We start from the raw sequence: 17,167 nt of genomic DNA, 5'->3' as shown, positions 1-17,167 counted from the left end.
AAGGCACGACATGAGCCAGAACTGGTCCTTTGACACCCTTCAGATTCACGCGGGTCAGTCACCCGACGCAAGCACGAACGCACGCGCTTTGCCGATCTATCAAACAACGTCCTATGTCTTCAATGACACCACGCATGCTTCAAATCTGTTTGCGCTCAAAGAACTGGGCAACATCTACACCCGTTTGATGAACCCAACCACCGCAGTGGTGGAAGAACGCATCACAGCACTTGAAGGTGGCGTAGGCGGCTTGCTCGTGGCTTCAGGCCAAGCAGCAGAAACCTTTGCAATTTTGAATATTGCAGAAGCCGGCGATCACATTGTTTCCAGTCCATCGCTGTACGGCGGCACATACAACTTGTTCCACTACACCTTGCCAAAGTTGGGCATTACCGTCACTTTTGTTGACAACCCTGATGACCCTGAATCATGGAAGGCGGCAATTCAGCCGAACACCAAGGCCTTCTATGCAGAGTCCATCGCCAACCCAAAGAACGATGTACTCGACATTGATGCGGTTGCCAAGGTTGCACATGACTATGGCGTTCCGTTGATCATCGACAACACTGTTGCGACCCCGTATTTGATTCAACCGTTGAAGCATGGAGCTGACTACGTGGTTCATTCAGCAACAAAATATCTCGGTGGACATGGAACCTCGGTTGCTGGAGCGATCATTGATGGTGGTTCCTTTGACTACGCCAAGTACCCAGAGCGTTTCCCTAACTACAACCAGCCAGATCCGAGTTACCACGGCTTGGTCTACGCGCGTGACCTCGGCGTTGGCGGCATCTTCGGCGTAAACCTTGCATTCATTCTCAAGGCTCGTGTGCAGTTGCTCCGTGACCTTGGCGCTGCGGTTTCACCTTTCAATGCGTTCTTGATCTCGCAGGGCATTGAAACACTGTCACTGCGCGTACAGCGTCATTGCGACAACGCCCTTGCTGTTGCCAAGTTCCTTGAGAAGCACCCACAGGTCAAGAGCGTTTCCTACTCAGGTTTGGAAAGTAGCCCTTGGTACGCGCTCGGCAAGAAGTACGCGCCTAAGGGCAACGGTGGCGTCCTCGGCTTCGAAATTGAAGGCGGCCTGGAGTCCGGCGTGAAGTTCGTTGAAGGTCTCGTACTGCATAGCCATGTCGCCAACATCGGTGATGTGCGCAGTTTGGTCATTCACCCAGCGTCTACCACGCATTCACAACTCACACCTGAAGAACAACTCACTTCTGGTGTCACTCCAGGGTTCATTCGTCTGGCTGTTGGTATCGAAGACATCAATGACATCTTGGCTGACCTCGAATTGGGATTTGCTGCAGCAAAGGCCTAATGATGAATTACGGACCGATCGCCTACGAGGGTCTTCCTCCTGCCAGCGCTGCTTGGCGGGAAGGGGATCCTGTAGGCGATCGCCGCTTTATCGACATTGGTGAATTCACGACCGAGTCTGGTTTCACCTTTGCCAATGTGAGCGTCGCCTATGAAACTTGGGGCACGTTGAATGCAGATGGTTCCAATGCGGTGTACATCGCTCATGCACTCACGGGTGATTCGCATGTTGCAGGCACAGCGGGCATCGGTCATAAGACTGGCGGTTGGTGGGATGCGCTCGTTGGTGCTGGCAAGGCAATCGACACAGATGAGTGGTTTGTTGTCTGCGCCAACATCCTTGGTGGTTGCCAAGGTACGACCGGGCCAGCTTCACTTGCACCTGATGGCAAACCGTGGGGTGGTCGTTTCCCAACGGTCACGATCGAAGACATGGTCGAAGTTGAACGTCGTTTCACCGACGCCATTGACATCAACCGTTGGGCACTCATGCTGGGTCCCTCTCTGGGCGGAATGCGCGTCTTAGATTGGATGCTTCGTTATCCCGATCGCATTGCTAGCGGCATGGTGCTTGGCACCACTGCAGCCGTCAGCGCAGATGAAATTGGCACCCATGCTGCACAACTTGCTGCGATATATGCAGATCCATATTTCTTGAATGGCGATTACTACGAGCAACCTGATGGTCAAGGTCCGCACCGTGGCATGGGTGTTGCTCGTCAATTTGCACACCTGACCTATCGAAGTGAAGTGGAACTCGCTGAACGCTTTGGTCGAGATCATCAACTAGGTGAAGATCCATACGCCTGGAGCCAGGGCAAGCGCTCTGGGCGTTTTGCGCTGGAGTCGTACCTTGAACATCATGCCGACAAGCTCGCGAGACGGTTCGATGCCAATACATATATTGCATTAACTAATGCAATGAGTTTGTTTGATCTTGGTCGTAATCGCGGGGGAGTAGAGGCTGCACTCGCGCAGATCACTGCGCCGCTTACGGTCGTGGGTATTAATTCAGATCGACTTTTCCCCGTGCACCAGCAACAGCGCATCGTGGATCATGCTCCAGGAGCAGAGCATCTTTATGTAGTTGAGTCGCTTGTTGGCCATGACGGTTTCCTTGTCGAGGATGAACAGGTAGCAGTCTTCGTCAAGATTGCGCTCGATCGCATTCACTAGCAATGGCGAGTTATCCACAGTTGCGAAATTTCGCCTAGATATTTCACTTCATTTTTTTTACGGTGATCGCATGCGTCGATCAAGAATCTTTGTGTTGCTCCTTTTGGCCTTGGGGGTCGCAGTTCCTTATTCACCTCACGCTGTGGCCGTTGAGGTGGAAAGTAATGACGCTACGGATCAATTTGTTGGATCAAGTAGTCAAAAAGAACAGCACTCAGGTTCTTCTCAGTCCAATAACACCCACGCATGTGCCAATTGCCTATGGATGTTGGGCGATCCATGTTCCTCGCAGTACAACGACATTGGCTGCGGCACAGTCACGGATGGTTGCCCACCAGGGCAAGAGCAGCGAAGGCAATGGTTCTCACAAGATGATGGCGTGACCTGGGAAGACCGAGGGCTGACCTGTGTGGGGGGCAACACCCTTGCTGTTGATCCAGGTGATGCCAAGCTCCAAGCGGCTTTTGAACGCTCGGTACCCGCTGCTCACATCACCTGGCAGCCACCGGCCGGGCTATTGCCGCATGTACCGGTGCTCTTTGACTCAGGTCAGCCTCAAGATGCTGGTGCGTCCACTCACGGGCTCGGATCGGCTTCGGTCACGTTGATTCCTCGAGCCACGTGGACTTGGGAATTCGGTGATGGAGGTCAGTTAGCGACTTCGATAGCGGGAAGTCGCTACCCCCAGCAAGCGGTCAGCCACAGGTACCGCCATAGCGGTACGTTCCCTGTGACCCTCACAACGGCGTGGTCTGCGACCTACACGGTCAACGGACAAGGCCCCTTTGTCGTTGATGGGCAGATCACCCAAGAAAGCCACGCCAATGTCACAGTTGGCCAGGGTCGGGCCGTGCTGACTCCTGGCCAATAGGCGTATGGCACAATCGACTCACCACGGCCCGTACAAGTCTGCAAAGGCTTGACACGGGCTCTTGTCGTGGACCTCGGTTGAAGAAAGGCGCTACAGACTCACATGGCGACCGCAACAAAAAAGACCACAGCAAAGAAAGCCGCGCCTGCTGCAAAGAAGGCTGCCGCTCCTGCAAAGAAGGCTGCGCCTGCTGCCAAGAAAGCAGCTCCTGCCAAAGTAGCGGTCAAGGCTGCTGCAAAGCCTGCGGCGAAAAAGGCCGCGGCACCTGTTGCAAAGAAGGCTGTCGCTCCGGCGAAGAAGGCTGCTGCACCCGTTGCAAAAAAGGTTGCCACTAAGCCTGAACCAGTAGCGAAGAAGGCCGCCGCGAAAAAGGAAGCGCCCATCAAGGCAGCTCCAGCGAAAAAAGGTGCCAAAGCGGTTGACATTGACGAAGAAGAACTAGCCGAAGTTGTCATTACTGAAGCAGGCCTAGTCGATGTCAACGCAGAAGATGTCGATGCTGAAGATCTCGTGGTTGTCGCTGAGCTCGAAGTTGAACTCGAAGCAGAAATTGCAGAAGACATCGCTGAAGTTGCTGACGACGCCGATGGTGAAAAAGAAGCAGACAAGCCTGCCGAAGGTGAAGAAAAAGGCTTCGTCATCTCCGATGTTGACGACACTGATGAACCAGTCCAGACCGTCACCGTTGCTGGTGCAACCGCTGACCCGGTCAAGGATTACCTCAAGCAAATCGGCAAGGTGCCGTTGCTCAACGCTGAGATGGAAGTTGAGCTCGCCAAGCGCATCGAAGCTGGATTGTTTGCTGAAGAAAAGCTTGCTGAAACCAAGAAGATGGATAAGAAGCTTGAAGGCGATATGCGCTGGATTGCTGAAGACGGCCGTCGCGCTAAGAACCATTTGCTCGAGGCCAACCTGCGTCTGGTCGTTTCCCTGGCTAAGCGTTACACCGGCCGTGGCATGTTGTTCCTCGACTTGATTCAAGAAGGCAACTTGGGCTTGATTCGTGCAGTTGAGAAGTTCGACTACACCAAGGGTTACAAGTTCTCGACCTACGCAACCTGGTGGATTCGTCAGGCAATCACGCGCGCGATGGCAGACCAAGCCCGCACCATTCGTATTCCGGTGCATATGGTTGAAGTCATTAACAAGCTGGCACGTGTGCAGCGTCAGATGCTTCAGGATCTTGGTCGCGAACCGACCCCAGAAGAGCTTGCTAAAGAATTGGACATGACCCCAGAAAAGGTTGTGGAAGTTCAAAAGTACGGCCGCGAGCCAATTTCCTTGCACACGCCACTCGGCGAAGAAGGTGACAGCGAATTCGGTGACCTCATTGAAGACTCTGAAGCAATCGTTCCTTCAGATGCTGTTTCATTCACGTTGCTCCAAGAACAGCTTGAGTCTGTACTGGACACGTTGTCCGATAGGGAAGCAGGCGTGGTCCGCATGCGCTTTGGATTGACCGATGGTCAGCCAAAGACTCTCGATGAAATTGGCAAGGTCTATGGGGTCACCCGGGAGCGCATTCGACAAATAGAGAGTAAGACGATGTCGAAGCTGCGTCACCCATCGCGTTCGCAGGTATTGCGCGACTACCTCGACTAGCGTCAATTGCAGATCTCGTGAACGGCCCCGGATATATCTGGGGCCGTTCATTTTTCGTTGGGGGGAACTTCCGCATTGTTGCTGTTGTCCCTTTTTGTTTATAACGAATTGATAACGGTGTCCGGACAAGACTGTGTGCTGGATCACATCTAGGAGTACTCCTGCCTTGCGGGCTTCGAAATCCCGATGCTCGTGACACTTTCAGGAGGTTTGCATGCGTTCACATCAACAGCATCGCCGCTCCATCGCCTTAGCGACGGTTGCTACGACTTCTCTACTCGTTGGGCTGATGGCCAATGGTGCGATAGCCGCGCCGAAACCACCACCCAAAGCGTCTCCGGCGTTAAATAACTCGTCATGCCCTGCCACTCCAGGTGTCACACCAACCACGATCAATCTGGGGTGGATTGGACCCAAAACCGGTCCGGCCGCAGCGAACTACACAGGTTCTGCTGAAGCAGCGAAGTTGCGAATCGACCAGGAAAACGCAAAGGGTGGCGTGAATGGGCGCAAATTAGTGCTCAATATTTATGACGACAAAGCCTCAGCTTCAGATCAAATCTCGGCCGTGCAAAAAGCCTTGTCGCAAGACAACGTGTTTGCCTTGACGGCGCAAACCAGTCAAACGGCGATGTATGCAACCTTGAAGGATCAGGGTATTCCGGTCACTGGTTTTAGCAATCCAGCCTTCGGTACTGACCGCAATGCTTTTGGTACTACCGGTGCCACGGTTTCATCCAACCCCGCGATTGCCAGTACTGGCACCTTGGAAAAACTCAAGCAGATGGGTGTCACGAAGATCGCGAACATTAACCACATCAGTACTGGTGCATCGGCATCGGGTAATGCCACTGCAGGATTGATTCCTCTAGTAGGCGGGCTCTCACAAGTGTTGCGAATCGCTGATGAGCCACAGGGCACACATGATGCAACATCAACAGCGCTGCGCATCAAAAGTTCTGGAGCTGATGGGGCCGTCATCGTTGGCTTCATTGATGGTGCCATTTCGATCATGCAAGCCTTAAAACAACAAGGCGTTTCGCTCAAGGGTGTGAGCATCGTTGGTCTGTCAGATCCTGCATCTCTTAAGGCGGCTAATGGGGCTCTCGACGGTGCGCTTGGCACCAACTACGGCACCGTTCCCATTGGTGTTCCTCGACCATCCGTTCGCACCTTTACCAATGCGATGAAAGCAGCTGGGCTTAACCCTTACAACTCGGCAGCTCCACAGGGATACGCAGGTGCTGACCTATTGATTACTGGTGTGAAAAAAGCAGGCAAATGCCCAACGCGCGCCTCGTTCATCAATGGATTACGTAACACTCCGGCATGGGATGCAAATGGATTGATTCCCGAAAAGATCAATTTCAAGGCACCTGGAATCATGCCTAATGGCAATCCTGCGGTGTGTGGTTGGTTCATGATCGCCAAGGGCACCGAATTGGTTGCGGATCCAAAGCCAACCTGCGGCGCCAAGTACATCGATACAAAAACAGGGCAGGTAATTCTGAGCTAATAAGCCAATGCCCAATGCAACAGGCCCCGGAAAAATCCGGGGCCTGTTGTTGTCTTGGGTACCTTTACTCAGGGCTTGAAGTAATTGGTGTCAGCAAGCGGTGAGTCTCATCAACTACCTCAACAGCCTGGGGACGCAGGGCATCCTCGTTGCTGTTCCAGTGGTGGCTGCAAAATAACAAATCCAAGCCGCCAGGAAGCACTACGCGAACGTAGGCCTGAGCATTGCAACGATCGCAGCGATCGGTTGCAGCGAGTACGGGTGCAGTCATCGTGGCGTTCACGTCAAACCCTCCAACTCTTAGCTCGGCAGGATGCCTTTGCAATGTGGATAACAGTCTTACACCCCGAACTTATTCCCGCGATGCCACGCCGGGGTGTTTCACCTAAAGCGAAACCAAATTGTGACCATTTTTCACGAGTGAACAAGGGTTCATTCGCGCCATTGCAAGGGTTAGCAGCCTCACGCAAGTAGGTTCGACCGGTGGCCTCGAATTACTCAGCAAAAGATCTTTCTGTCCTCGAAGGCCTCGATGCCGTTCGTAAACGCCCGGGCATGTACATCGGCTCCAATGACGGCCGCGGCCTTATGCATTGCCTCTGGGAGATTGTCGACAATGCGGTTGACGAAGCACTAGCTGGCCACTGTTCCACGATCGATATCACGTTGCATCCAGACGGCTCTGCCGAAGTAAAGGATGACGGTCGCGGTATTCCTGTCGACGTAGAACCAAAGACCAAGCTCAGCGGTGTTGAAGTCGTGATGACCAAGCTGCATGCAGGTGGCAAATTCGGTGGCGGCTCATACGCAGCTTCCGGTGGCCTGCACGGTGTAGGTGCATCCGTTGTGAATGCCTTGTCTTCTCGAGTAGACGTTGAAGTTGATCGTGTTGGCAAGGTCCACGGGGTTTCGTTCCGTCGCGGTGTTACCGGTTCTTTCGATGGTGAGGGTCCTGACGCGTCATTCACGAAGAAATCAGGACTCACCATTCTTGGCAAAGCTCCACGCACTCGCACTGGTACTCGAGTGCGCTGGTGGGCAGATCTTCAAATCTTCACCAAGGATGCAGCGTATGACCGCACCGCTCTGCGCGATCGTGCGATGCAATCCACCTTCCTTGTTCCAGGCCTAACGATTGCGCTGCACGATTTGCGCGATGCGGGGGACATCTACGAAGAGCAGTTCCAACACAAGGGTGGCATTGGCGAATATGTCGAGTCGCTGAGTAACAGCGAGGCTGTATCACCGATTGTTCGACTTGCGGGTCAAGGTCATTTCCATGAAACCGTGCCAGTGATCGACGACAAAGGTCACATGTCACCACAAGAGGTTGAACGTGAACTTGTTGTGGACATCGCGATGCGTTGGGACACAGGTTATGAATCAATGCTGCGCTCATTCGTGAACGTCATCGCCACACCAAAGGGCGGCACGCATGTGAATGGCTTTGAACGTGCAATTACCAAGGTATTCAATGATCAACTACGTGCGCAAAAGATTTTGCGCGCCGGTGAAGATAACGTCACCAAAGATGACGTGTTCGAGGGTCTGACTTCCGTTGTTGCTGTGCGACTTGCTGAACCACAATTCGAAGGTCAGACCAAAGAAATTCTCGGTACACCTGCAGCCACTCGCATCGTTGGCAATGTGGTCACCAAGGAACTCACGAAGTGGTTCGCCACTCCACCGCGCGGAGATAAAGCCGCAACAAAGGCAGTGCTAGAGAAGGCCGCGAATGCGATGCGTGCGCGAGTGTCCGCGCGTGCCCACCGCGATACGCAGCGCCGCAAGACGGCACTTGAGTCATCGGCATTGCCAGCCAAGTTGGTCGATTGTCGCTCAGATGCGGTTGAACACTCTGAACTGTTTATCGTTGAAGGTGACAGTGCTCTTGGTACGGCCAAAACGGCGCGCAACTCAGACTTCCAGGCACTGTTGCCAATTCGCGGCAAGATTCTGAACGTTCAGAAGTCATCCCTTTCTGACATGTTGAAGAACACAGAATGTGCAGCAATCATTCAGGTGATCGGTGCTGGTTCTGGCCGTAGTTTCGATATTGAACAGGCCCGCTACGGCAAGATCATTTTGATGTCTGATGCGGATGTCGACGGTGCTCATATTCGTTGCCTACTGCTGACCCTGATTCACTCATACCTTCGCCCAATGCTGGAAGCGGGTCGCGTTTTCGCAGCAGTGCCTCCGTTGCACCGGGTCGAAATCGTCAACGCTGGCAGTAAGGCCAACGAGGTGATCTATACCTACTCTGATGCTGAAATGCGTGCAGTGCTCGCGGATGCAGAAAAGAAGGGCAAGAAGGTGAAAGATCCCGTTCAGCGCTACAAGGGCTTGGGCGAAATGGACGCAAGCCAATTGCGTGAAACCACCATGGATCCAGCCCATCGCACTTTGCGTCGCATCACGATGAACGATGCAACCGCGGCAATTGAAGTCTTTGATTTGTTGATGGGCAACGATGTGGCTCCACGTAAGGAATTCATCGTTGAAGGTGCAGCATCCCTGGATCGTGACCGGATCGACGCCTAATCCATTAGATTGTGGTCATGCCGATTTACGATGCCAACAACCTCGCAGCTTTCCCAACGGCCGCCTTTGCCGATGTATTGGCGGGCAATGAAGCGTTTGTGGAAACCTTCGCTGATTCTGGGCTAACTGGACAGGCTGCCAAGGGCCTGGCGGTTATCACCTGTATGGATTCGCGCATTTCCCCCCTTCACCTGCTGGGTATGCAACCGGGCGATGTGAAAATCATTCGTAATGCTGGCGCTCGCGTCACTGACGACGTCATGCGCACACTCATCTTGGCTACCTACCTGTTAGGTGTCGATCGCGTACTTGTGATGCCGCACACCGACTGTCGCATGGCGAGCGCGAGTGAGTCTGAGATTCATTCAAAAATCGAGGCTGAATTCGGCATCAATACTCGTAGTTTTGAATTCCGTACTGTCGATAATCAACAAGACGCCCTCATCACTGATGTCGTACGCATTCGATCGCATCCGGCTCTACCAAAAGATCTAGTCGTCGGTGGAGCGATTTATGACGTGCATACCGGGCGAATTACACCCGTATCCGCTTAAGTTGCTGGTTTAGCCCTTGGCTTGGATGTCGTTAAAGGTTTCGCCGCCGATTCCCCAGTCATCGCCGGTGACTTCTACCAATGCAATGCGAATTCGAGCGGGATCACCACCAAGCACTTCAGCGGCTGCAGCATTAAGTTTGCTGATCAGCTCACGCTTAGTTTCCACCGAGCGTCCAGCGAGCATGGTCATCTGAATAAAAGGCATCTTGACTCCTGCAATCGTGTGAAGATTGGCACGCTATCGCACCGGCCAAATGAGCGTTCAAGGCGCGGGTAGTGGCTACGGTTATGCCAACTGTTCATATAGGGGAGAGATTCATGGGTGCACCACTTCGCGTTGCGGTTGTGGGGTCAGGTCCTTCGGGAATGTATTGCGCGGCTGAACTTCTTGAGGGCAATCGGGCAACTGTGGACGTGTTCGATCGCCTGCCCATTCCATTTGGGTTGGTTCGCTACGGCGTAGCCCCAGATCACTTCAGTATTCGTTCGGTACGTGAAACTTTGGATCGTATTTGGGATCAACCCGGCATTCGTTTCATCGGCAATGTCACCATTGGCACAGACCTTTCAGTTGATGAATTACGCGAGCATTACGACGCAGTGGTGTTGACGTACGGAGCTTCAGCAGATCGCGCGCTGGGCATCCCGGGTGAACAATTACCTGGGTGCGTGGGCGCTACTGATTTTGTTGCTTGGTACTGCGGTCATCCGTATGCCAATCGAGAATTCTTCGAAAGTTACCTTCCAACGATTGAGCATGCAGCTGTCGTCGGACTTGGCAACGTTGCTGTGGATGTTGCGCGCATTTTGGCAAAAACGCCTGCGGAACTTCAGGCTACGGATATTCCTGAGCATGTACGTAACACGTTGGCCGACATGAAACTCACAGATATTCATATCCTGGGTCGACGCGGCCCTGCCCATGCAACCTGGACAACCAAGGAGTTGCGTGAACTCGGAGAACTTGATGAATGTCAGGTCTTGGTTGACCCTGTTGGTCTTTCCGATGAACAAGCTTGGGCTACAGATGAGAAGGTGCATCAACGCAATGTTGATGTCGTGCGTGGCTGGATGGATCGACCACACGCGGATGGTCCGACACTGCATATGCATTTCTTAACTCGCCCAATATTGGTCGCTGGTTCAGATCAGGTTTCGGTCGTGCAAGTAGAGCGAACTCAATTCACAGCATCAGGATCATTAGCCAGTACCGGGGAAGTCTTGGATTTGCCCGTGGAATTTCTCGTTCGAAGTATTGGCTACCGTGGCACTGGTTTACCTGGAGTCGCATTCAATGACGAGACCGGCACAGTGGTGCATGTGGATGGACGCATCGAACCCGGGTTGTATGCCGCAGGCTGGATCAAGCGTGGTCCGTCAGGAATTATTGGAACAAATAAGAAAGACGCGGTCGCAACTGTTGAAAGCCTGCTGGCTGATGCACACGCTGGTCTGTTGAACACCGGCACTGGTTCCATAGATTCCGTTATCACTCAGCGAGGTCTGGAAGTGGTGTCCATCTCCGGCTGGCGCGCAATTGATAAAGCAGAGCGAGATTTGGGTGCGCAGTTTGGCATTGACCGGATGACGATCAGCGATGAAGCAACCCTTGTGGAGATTGCCAGCTTGGGTTAACGCTGGAGGTCAGCGATGCCAGTTGGCCACTTGTTGTGCATCGCCACGCACTGTCCAGGCAAAGATCGATTCTGGGGATTTCTCGCAGGATTCTGCGCGCACCCCGGGAAGCTGCACGCGCTGGACGGTAACTCTCCAGCAGCGACCATCCGCGTGACGCACTTCGGCTTCCATCTGATCATCAAGAAATACAATGCTGGTTGGTGCTGGTACTGCGCGGTCATTGACTACGCGCAAGACATCAAGATCTTCGGCGTCGATGACATTGAATTCGGTTCGTACTGCGATGCAGGCAACCTGTAGTGGAGCAGGAACGGACCCACGCCCGCGAAAACCTTTGAGGAAAACCTCGCCTTTGCTGGCAGCTGCGCGCATGGCAATGGTGTCAGCCGCATCAAGGCGTCCGTGAACTGAACCACTTGGCAGTGAGAGTGTGGTGGGAGCAAATCGATGACCACCAAGGTGGCTCACCTCCCATACCAACGTGCGCTCGTCTTCGGGAACGGATGCTAAGAGTTCGTCGTATACCGAGCGGCCAACAACTGCACAACACGCATCACGGGATCCATGGGTGCACACAAATGTCAAAGGTCGACGTTGAATATGACCAATCGGTGGCAAATTACCGTCCGCAATCGCAGTGAAGTCCCAATCAAGCAATGCGTTGAGGTTCTCGACGATTCCATGGCGCATACCGCGATGGCCTGGAGCTGTATGTGCAATCCATACATTGTGCCCCGCATGTGCATCTCGTTCTAGTCGATCAGGGTGACGTGCAAGCACGATTTTGACTTGGGTTCCTACAGTCAAGGCAAGAAGCTGCTCGCCAAATTCGCGGGGCAGGTGGCTATCCAGCAGCGCTTCGCGACCCCAGGGCCCTGGTTGCTCAATGATGATGTAGCAACTCACTACTGGCGCAGTTCCCGCTAAAGGTTCGTCGGCCTGGAGTGATTGAACCGAACAGGCTTGGCTCACAACTGGCCTCCAACGGCTGCGATCGGCAAGGTTGCCGGTGTTCCTGTTGCATCTCGCTTGGCTAACTCTTGCGGAAGATCAACGGCTACGCCAGATGCGCTTGCGGCACGGGCAGGTCCTAGGCCGATCCATCCGAGCAAGAGAGCATCTTCTGAGGAACGGAACTTATGGCTACGAACGCCACCGGTCCCACGACCCTTGGCAGGGATATCCTGGAAATCACTGACCTTGACTGTTCCAGCATCTGTTCCGGGTAGTGCTGATGAAGAACCAGCAATTGTGACCACCACTGCTGGACGACCACGGTCAACGCTAAAGCCGCCGATTACCTGGGCGCCAGCAGCAAGCTTGATGCCCGCCATGCCACCCGCAGCGCGCCCCGTAGGTCGAATTGTGGTTGCCGGAAAACGTAAGACTTGTGCATCGCTGGTCACGATCGCAACATCATGGAGTTCAGCAGTTTCATCATCAAGACGAGTCGCGCCGACAACCGTGTCGCCTTCGTCTAAGCGAATGACTTCCCATGATGGTTTCGCAATCGCATCTGCCACCACACGCTTGACTTTGCCTTGAGCCGTCACGAGAAGGAGACCACCGGTCTCATCAAGAGTGGTCAAGGCAAGCGCCTGCTCTCCACTTGGCAGATCCAAGAATGCGCTGACAGGGGCACCCGCGCTTAGTGCAGGTGTTCCATGCACTGGTGGCATGTTTGGTAACTCTAAAACGCTCAATCGCATAACTCGGCCAGCACTGGTGACCACTCCAATATCACCTCGTGTTGTGGCAGCACAGCCACTGATGATCACATCGTGTTGTGCTCGCTGACCTGGATCAATGTCGGATGGGGCAATTGGAGCAGTGCGTGCCAGTAAGCCAGTGCTCGACAGCAGCACTACACACGGTTCGTCGTCCACTTCGAGCGGCACTGCTGATGTGACTGGAACTGAGGCTGACTCCATCAATAACGTGCGCCGTGGTGTTGCATGTTCCTGTGAAGCAGCTTGAAGCTCATCAGAAACGATGCCGCGTAATACTTTTTCATCTTCGAGAATACGAGTAAGTTCGGCAATTGTTGAGCGGAGTTCTTCGGCTTCTGTTTCCAATTCAATGCGTGAAAACTTGGTGAGCCGACGAAGTGGCATATCCAAGATGTAGTTTGTCTGGTCAAGGCTCAAATCGAATACTTGCATCAGTCGATCGCGAGCAGCTGCGGCGTCATCAGATTCGCGAATCAGTTGAATTATTTCATCGATATCTACGATCGCTACGAGTAAGCCTTCAACAAGATGTAAACGATCCTGAGCTTTGCGGCGACGATAGGAGCTGCGGCGACGAATGACGTCAACGCGGTGATCAAGGAAAACTTGAAGTAACTCAATGATGCCAAGAGTGCGAGGTTGGCCTTCCACAAGAGCAACTGCGTTGACACTGACTTGGTCTTCCATCGGAGTCAGTTTGAAAAGTTGCTCAAGTACTGCCTCAGGGTTGAAACCATTCTTGATTTCAATAACTAGGTTGAGGCCTGAGTCGCCGTCAGTGAGGTCTGCGACATCTGAAATTCCCTGCAGCTTCTTTGACTGAACGAGATCCTTCATTCGTTCAATGACGCGCTCTGGTCCGATATTCAGGGGAAGTTCGGTGACCACAATGCCTTGACGGCGAGGACTCACCTGTTCTATTCGAGTGCGTGCTCGGACCTTGAAGCTACCTCGTCCAGTTGCGTAGGCATCACGAATGCCATCAAGGCCAACGATTACGCCACCACCTGGCAGGTCAGGGCCAGGGATAAAACGCATGATGTCATCCAGTGATGCCGATGGATGATCAAGTAAATAGCGTGCTGCGCCAATCACTTCAGCCAAGTTATGTGGAACCAAGTTCGTTGCCATGCCCACGGCAATGCCTGAGGCACCATTCACCAACAGATTCGGAAGCGCAGCAGGAAGAACCACAGGCTCCATCTCGCGGCCGTCGTAATTCTGCGTGAAGTCGACGGTGTCTTCATCGATAGTCGCGGTCATGGCCATAGCGGCGGTAGCAAGACGAGCTTCGGTGTATCGCATCGCTGCAGGGCCATCGTCAGGTGAGCCAAAGTTGCCATGGCCATCGATCATGGGCAGGCGCAGGGAAAAGGGTTGTGCCATCCGAACAAGTGCGTCATAAATCGCCGAGTCGCCATGGGGATGAAGGCGACCCATGACTTCACCGACTACTCGAGCGCTTTTGACGTGACCACGTTCGGGACGAAGGCCCATTTGGCCCATCTGGAACAAAATTCGGCGTTGGACCGGCTTGAGTCCGTCGCGAGCATCTGGAAGGGCGCGGGAGTAAATAACGGAGTAGGCGTACTCCAAAAAAGAGGCCTGCATTTCCGATGAAACATCAACGTCAATGATCCGACCTTCCCCTGGGGGTGGAGCGGTGCGAGACGTGCGACGTGCCATGAACATGCCCTTTCGAAGCTGACGCCCGACGGTATCGGGTGCAGGTGAGCTAGGTGGGTTGCCTTGGCGGCGAGTCGGGTGTGAGGTGCGCTGAGCGCCCCGCATCTTGGGGGGTTCACAATGGGTTCATGGCGGGTGTGGGGTATCCCATCGAATGGGAAGCCGATGTGGTCTTGTCCAATGGACGCCCGGTTCATTTACGCCCAATCGTGCCTAGCGACGCAGAGTTGTTGCAAGATTTCCATGGACAGCTTTCCCCTGAAACAATCTATTTCCGATTCTTCACCTCAAAGCCGGTGCTTTCTGATCGCGAATTAGCCCACTTCTCCGAGGTGGATTACCACGATCGAGTTGCGTTTGTGGCACTCGTGAATGATGAAATTGTTGGAGTAGGTCGCTACGACCGGGTCAATGATCACGATGCTGAAATTGCCTTCAATATTCGTGATGACTATCAAGGCCGTGGCTTAGGTTCTGTATTTCTGGAGCACCTAGCAGCTGCCGGCCGCGATCGCGGAATAACCCGTTTCGTTGCAGAAGTGCTCCCAAGTAATCGCCGAATGATTAATACCTTTAAAGAAGCTGGCTACACCGTTACCCAGCGCTTAGAAGATGATGTCTTGGCGATTAGTTTTGCCATTGCCTCAACTGAGCAAAGTCGGGCAGTGTCACTTGCTCGCGAACACCGTGCTGAAGCACGTAGCGTCAGTCTGCTCATGAGTCCATCTGTCGTTGCGGTCATCGGCGCATCGGATAATCCGAGCAATGTTGGGCGGCAGGTTGTCGCAAACTTGCAGAGCGGTGGTTTTAGCGGTCGAATCATCGCGGTGCACCCTACGGCGATGGCAGTTTCTGGAATCCCGTGTGTGCGTGCGCTAGATCCTGAAGATCACGTCGATTTAGCCGTGGTTGCTGTGCCGGCCGAACAGGTGATGCGTGTGGTTGAGGATGCAGCTGATGCGGGTATTTCTGGACTCATTGTGTTGAGTCGAGGATTTGGAGATGCGGGGCCACACGGAGCCTCCCGACAATCAGAACTCTTAACTTTTTGTCGAACTCGAGGAATACGGCTCGTTGGGCCCAATGCCTTAGGACTTATCAACACTGATCCAACGATAAAACTCAATGCCTCGTTGGCGAGCATGATGCCAAATCCTGGAGCCTTAGGTTTCTTCTCTCAGTCCGGCGCTCTCGGAGGCACGATTCTTGGACGATTAGCTCGCCGAGGATTGGGTGTGAGTGCCTTCGTTTCAGCTGGAAATCGTGCTGACATCTCGGGAAACGATTTCTTGCAATACTGGGAATCCGATCCACGCACTCGAGCAATTCTTTTGTATATAGAAAGTTTTGGTAATCCACGCAAATTCGTCAGACTCGTGCGACGCATTGCATCCCGCAAACCCGTGCTTATGGTCCGCGTTGGCGGAGCGGGAACGAATTTGCCATCAGGGCACCGTGCCGAACGCACACATTTAAGTGAACATGCGGTGGAAAGCATTCTGCAAGGTGCTGGGCCAATCGTGTTGGACTCCATTGATGAAATGCTCAATCTTGCAGGCGTGATCGATAGTCAGCCACTGCCAACTGATGCCGGCATAGCGATTGTAGGTAATAGTGAAGCGCTCATGGTGCTCGCAGGTAATGCAGCGCATCGTGCCGGATGCGACATCTCGGCAGGGCCATTCATCATGCCGACAGCCAACGATCCAGAGGCTTACCGTGATTCAGTTCGCAGGGTATTGAGTGAGCAGGTCGTCAGCGCATTGATGCTCATTCATGTACCGGGAACTCACGGCAGCCCCGATGAAGCAATTCGTTTGATGCTGTTGGAAGAAGGGCATGCTGCATCCAAGCCAGTCATTGCGGTGATGCAGGGATCTGTCGATGGCTTCCAAGTCATTGATGGAATACCTACCTTCTTGGATGTTGAAGATGCGATGGTGGCACTTGCTCGCTTACAGAATTTCGATCATTGGCGCTCGACTCAAGCTGATGATCCTGAACCTCCCGAAGATGTCGATCAAGAAAGAATTGATGCAGTCATCACGCGCAATCTTGCGGCATCAGTTGAGCACCTCAGCGACAAGGATGCGCAGGAGCTTTTAGCGGCTGCTGGAATTGAACTCCATGATTTGCCAGCCTCAGCGCTCATTGGTCGAGGCTGCACGTTGACGCTCGTGATTGATCCGCAATTTGGCCCAGTGTGTGGCTTTGGTGTTGCCGATCCAATGGCTGCGGTCCTTGATGATGTGGTCTATCGATTAGCTCCGATGCACCCTTCCCACGCCCAAGATGCCATTGCAGGAGTCCGTGCCTTCCCGCTGGTTGGGGGAGCTCGATTGGCACAGGACTACGCGCAAGTGCTGCACAAGTTAAGTTGGTTAACCCAATGGGCACCTGAGATCGCATTAGTGAGCATTGCGGATCTTCGTTTCCTTGGTGACCAACGAACGGCATCTATATCGGTGACCTTGGATCCCAATCCATCGATATTCGACCCACGTGTTCGACGCATGGCAGGATGA

The 17,167-nt window shown here is 53.5% G+C and carries 13 protein-coding genes; 9 read left to right on the top strand and 4 right to left on the bottom strand.

The annotated features are described in order from the left end of the window. Window positions 1–10: 10 nt before the first annotated feature. The 5 genes from PHN51_01125 (at window position 11) to PHN51_01105 (ending at window position 6,488) form a co-directional block, all read left to right on the top strand. Window positions 11–1,324: a bifunctional o-acetylhomoserine/o-acetylserine sulfhydrylase gene (locus tag PHN51_01125; protein ID MDD2817380.1), complete on the top strand. Its 1,314-nt coding sequence runs from the start codon at window positions 11–13 to the stop codon at window positions 1,322–1,324. Next, entirely contained in the window at window positions 1,324–2,499 is a 1,176-nt protein-coding gene (locus tag PHN51_01120) for a homoserine O-acetyltransferase (GenBank protein ID MDD2817379.1), read from the top strand. Before PHN51_01125 ends, PHN51_01120 begins: the two co-directional genes overlap by 1 nt. 70 nt (window positions 2,500–2,569) lie before the next feature. Next, window positions 2,570–3,370: a PKD domain-containing protein gene (locus PHN51_01115; protein MDD2817378.1), complete on the top strand. Its 801-nt coding sequence runs from the start codon at window positions 2,570–2,572 to the stop codon at window positions 3,368–3,370. A 102-nt stretch (window positions 3,371–3,472) separates the two neighbouring features. Continuing rightward, complete coding sequence (locus PHN51_01110; GenBank protein MDD2817377.1) at window positions 3,473–4,972, top strand: RNA polymerase sigma factor; 1,500 nt, start codon at window positions 3,473–3,475, stop codon at window positions 4,970–4,972. Window positions 4,973–5,186: 214 nt separating this feature from the next. After that, complete coding sequence (locus PHN51_01105; GenBank protein MDD2817376.1) at window positions 5,187–6,488, top strand: ABC transporter substrate-binding protein; 1,302 nt, start codon at window positions 5,187–5,189, stop codon at window positions 6,486–6,488. Window positions 6,489–6,552: 64 nt separating this feature from the next. Here the strand turns inward: PHN51_01105 and PHN51_01100 are convergent, their stop codons facing one another. Further along, window positions 6,553–6,771, bottom strand: coding sequence for a hypothetical protein (locus PHN51_01100; protein MDD2817375.1), 219 nt, complete (start codon window positions 6,769–6,771; stop codon window positions 6,553–6,555). A gap of 200 nt (window positions 6,772–6,971) precedes the next feature. On the opposite strand from PHN51_01100, the gene PHN51_01095 reads away from it, so the two are divergent. Continuing rightward, complete coding sequence (locus PHN51_01095; protein ID MDD2817374.1) at window positions 6,972–9,032, top strand: DNA topoisomerase IV subunit B; 2,061 nt, start codon at window positions 6,972–6,974, stop codon at window positions 9,030–9,032. Between the two features lie 17 nt (window positions 9,033–9,049). After that, complete coding sequence (locus PHN51_01090) at window positions 9,050–9,586, top strand: carbonic anhydrase (protein MDD2817373.1); 537 nt, start codon at window positions 9,050–9,052, stop codon at window positions 9,584–9,586. Window positions 9,587–9,595: 9 nt separating this feature from the next. Here PHN51_01090 and PHN51_01085 read toward each other — a convergent pair whose 3' ends face one another. Then, window positions 9,596–9,793, bottom strand: coding sequence for a 2-hydroxymuconate tautomerase family protein (locus PHN51_01085; GenBank protein MDD2817372.1), 198 nt, complete (start codon window positions 9,791–9,793; stop codon window positions 9,596–9,598). A gap of 113 nt (window positions 9,794–9,906) precedes the next feature. Between PHN51_01085 and PHN51_01080 the strand changes: the two genes are divergently transcribed. Then, a complete protein-coding gene (locus PHN51_01080; protein ID MDD2817371.1) occupies window positions 9,907–11,223 on the top strand; it encodes an FAD-dependent oxidoreductase in 1,317 nt (438 codons plus the stop codon). Between the two features lie 9 nt (window positions 11,224–11,232). On the opposite strand, the gene PHN51_01075 is transcribed toward PHN51_01080, so the two are convergent. Next, on the bottom strand, window positions 11,233–12,198 hold the full coding sequence (locus PHN51_01075; GenBank protein ID MDD2817370.1) for a sucrase ferredoxin: 966 nt from the start codon (window positions 12,196–12,198) through the stop codon (window positions 11,233–11,235). After that, window positions 12,195–14,642: a DNA topoisomerase IV subunit A gene (locus PHN51_01070; protein ID MDD2817369.1), complete on the bottom strand. Its 2,448-nt coding sequence runs from the start codon at window positions 14,640–14,642 to the stop codon at window positions 12,195–12,197. The genes PHN51_01075 and PHN51_01070 overlap by 4 nt, the downstream gene beginning before the upstream one ends. 128 nt (window positions 14,643–14,770) lie before the next feature. Between PHN51_01070 and PHN51_01065 the strand changes: the two genes are divergently transcribed. Next, window positions 14,771–17,167: a GNAT family N-acetyltransferase gene (locus tag PHN51_01065; GenBank protein ID MDD2817368.1), complete on the top strand. Its 2,397-nt coding sequence runs from the start codon at window positions 14,771–14,773 to the stop codon at window positions 17,165–17,167.

The organism is Candidatus Nanopelagicales bacterium, from assembly GCA_028687755.1.
Taxonomy (GTDB): Bacteria; Actinomycetota; Actinomycetes; order S36-B12; family S36-B12; genus UBA11398.
Note: the sequence above shows the minus strand (reverse complement) of the source record. Positions and strands in the feature narration are given on the sequence as shown.

Excerpts from the sequence above, each read along its gene's own strand:
- PHN51_01080 (MDD2817371.1), top strand. The coding sequence starts at position 9,907 with ATGGGTGCACCACTTCGCGTTGCGGTTGTGGGGTCAGGTCCTTCGGGA.
- PHN51_01070 (MDD2817369.1), bottom strand. The coding sequence starts at position 14,642 with ATGGCACGTCGCACGTCTCGCACCGCTCCACCCCCAGGGGAAGGTCGG.
- PHN51_01065 (MDD2817368.1), top strand. The coding sequence starts at position 14,771 with ATGGCGGGTGTGGGGTATCCCATCGAATGGGAAGCCGATGTGGTCTTG.
- PHN51_01085 (MDD2817372.1), bottom strand. The coding sequence starts at position 9,793 with ATGCCTTTTATTCAGATGACCATGCTCGCTGGACGCTCGGTGGAAACT.
- PHN51_01110 (MDD2817377.1), top strand. The coding sequence starts at position 3,473 with ATGGCGACCGCAACAAAAAAGACCACAGCAAAGAAAGCCGCGCCTGCT.
- PHN51_01120 (MDD2817379.1), top strand. The coding sequence starts at position 1,324 with ATGATGAATTACGGACCGATCGCCTACGAGGGTCTTCCTCCTGCCAGC.
- PHN51_01105 (MDD2817376.1), top strand. The coding sequence starts at position 5,187 with ATGCGTTCACATCAACAGCATCGCCGCTCCATCGCCTTAGCGACGGTT.
- PHN51_01125 (MDD2817380.1), top strand. The coding sequence starts at position 11 with ATGAGCCAGAACTGGTCCTTTGACACCCTTCAGATTCACGCGGGTCAG.
- PHN51_01115 (MDD2817378.1), top strand. The coding sequence starts at position 2,570 with ATGCGTCGATCAAGAATCTTTGTGTTGCTCCTTTTGGCCTTGGGGGTC.
- PHN51_01090 (MDD2817373.1), top strand. The coding sequence starts at position 9,050 with ATGCCGATTTACGATGCCAACAACCTCGCAGCTTTCCCAACGGCCGCC.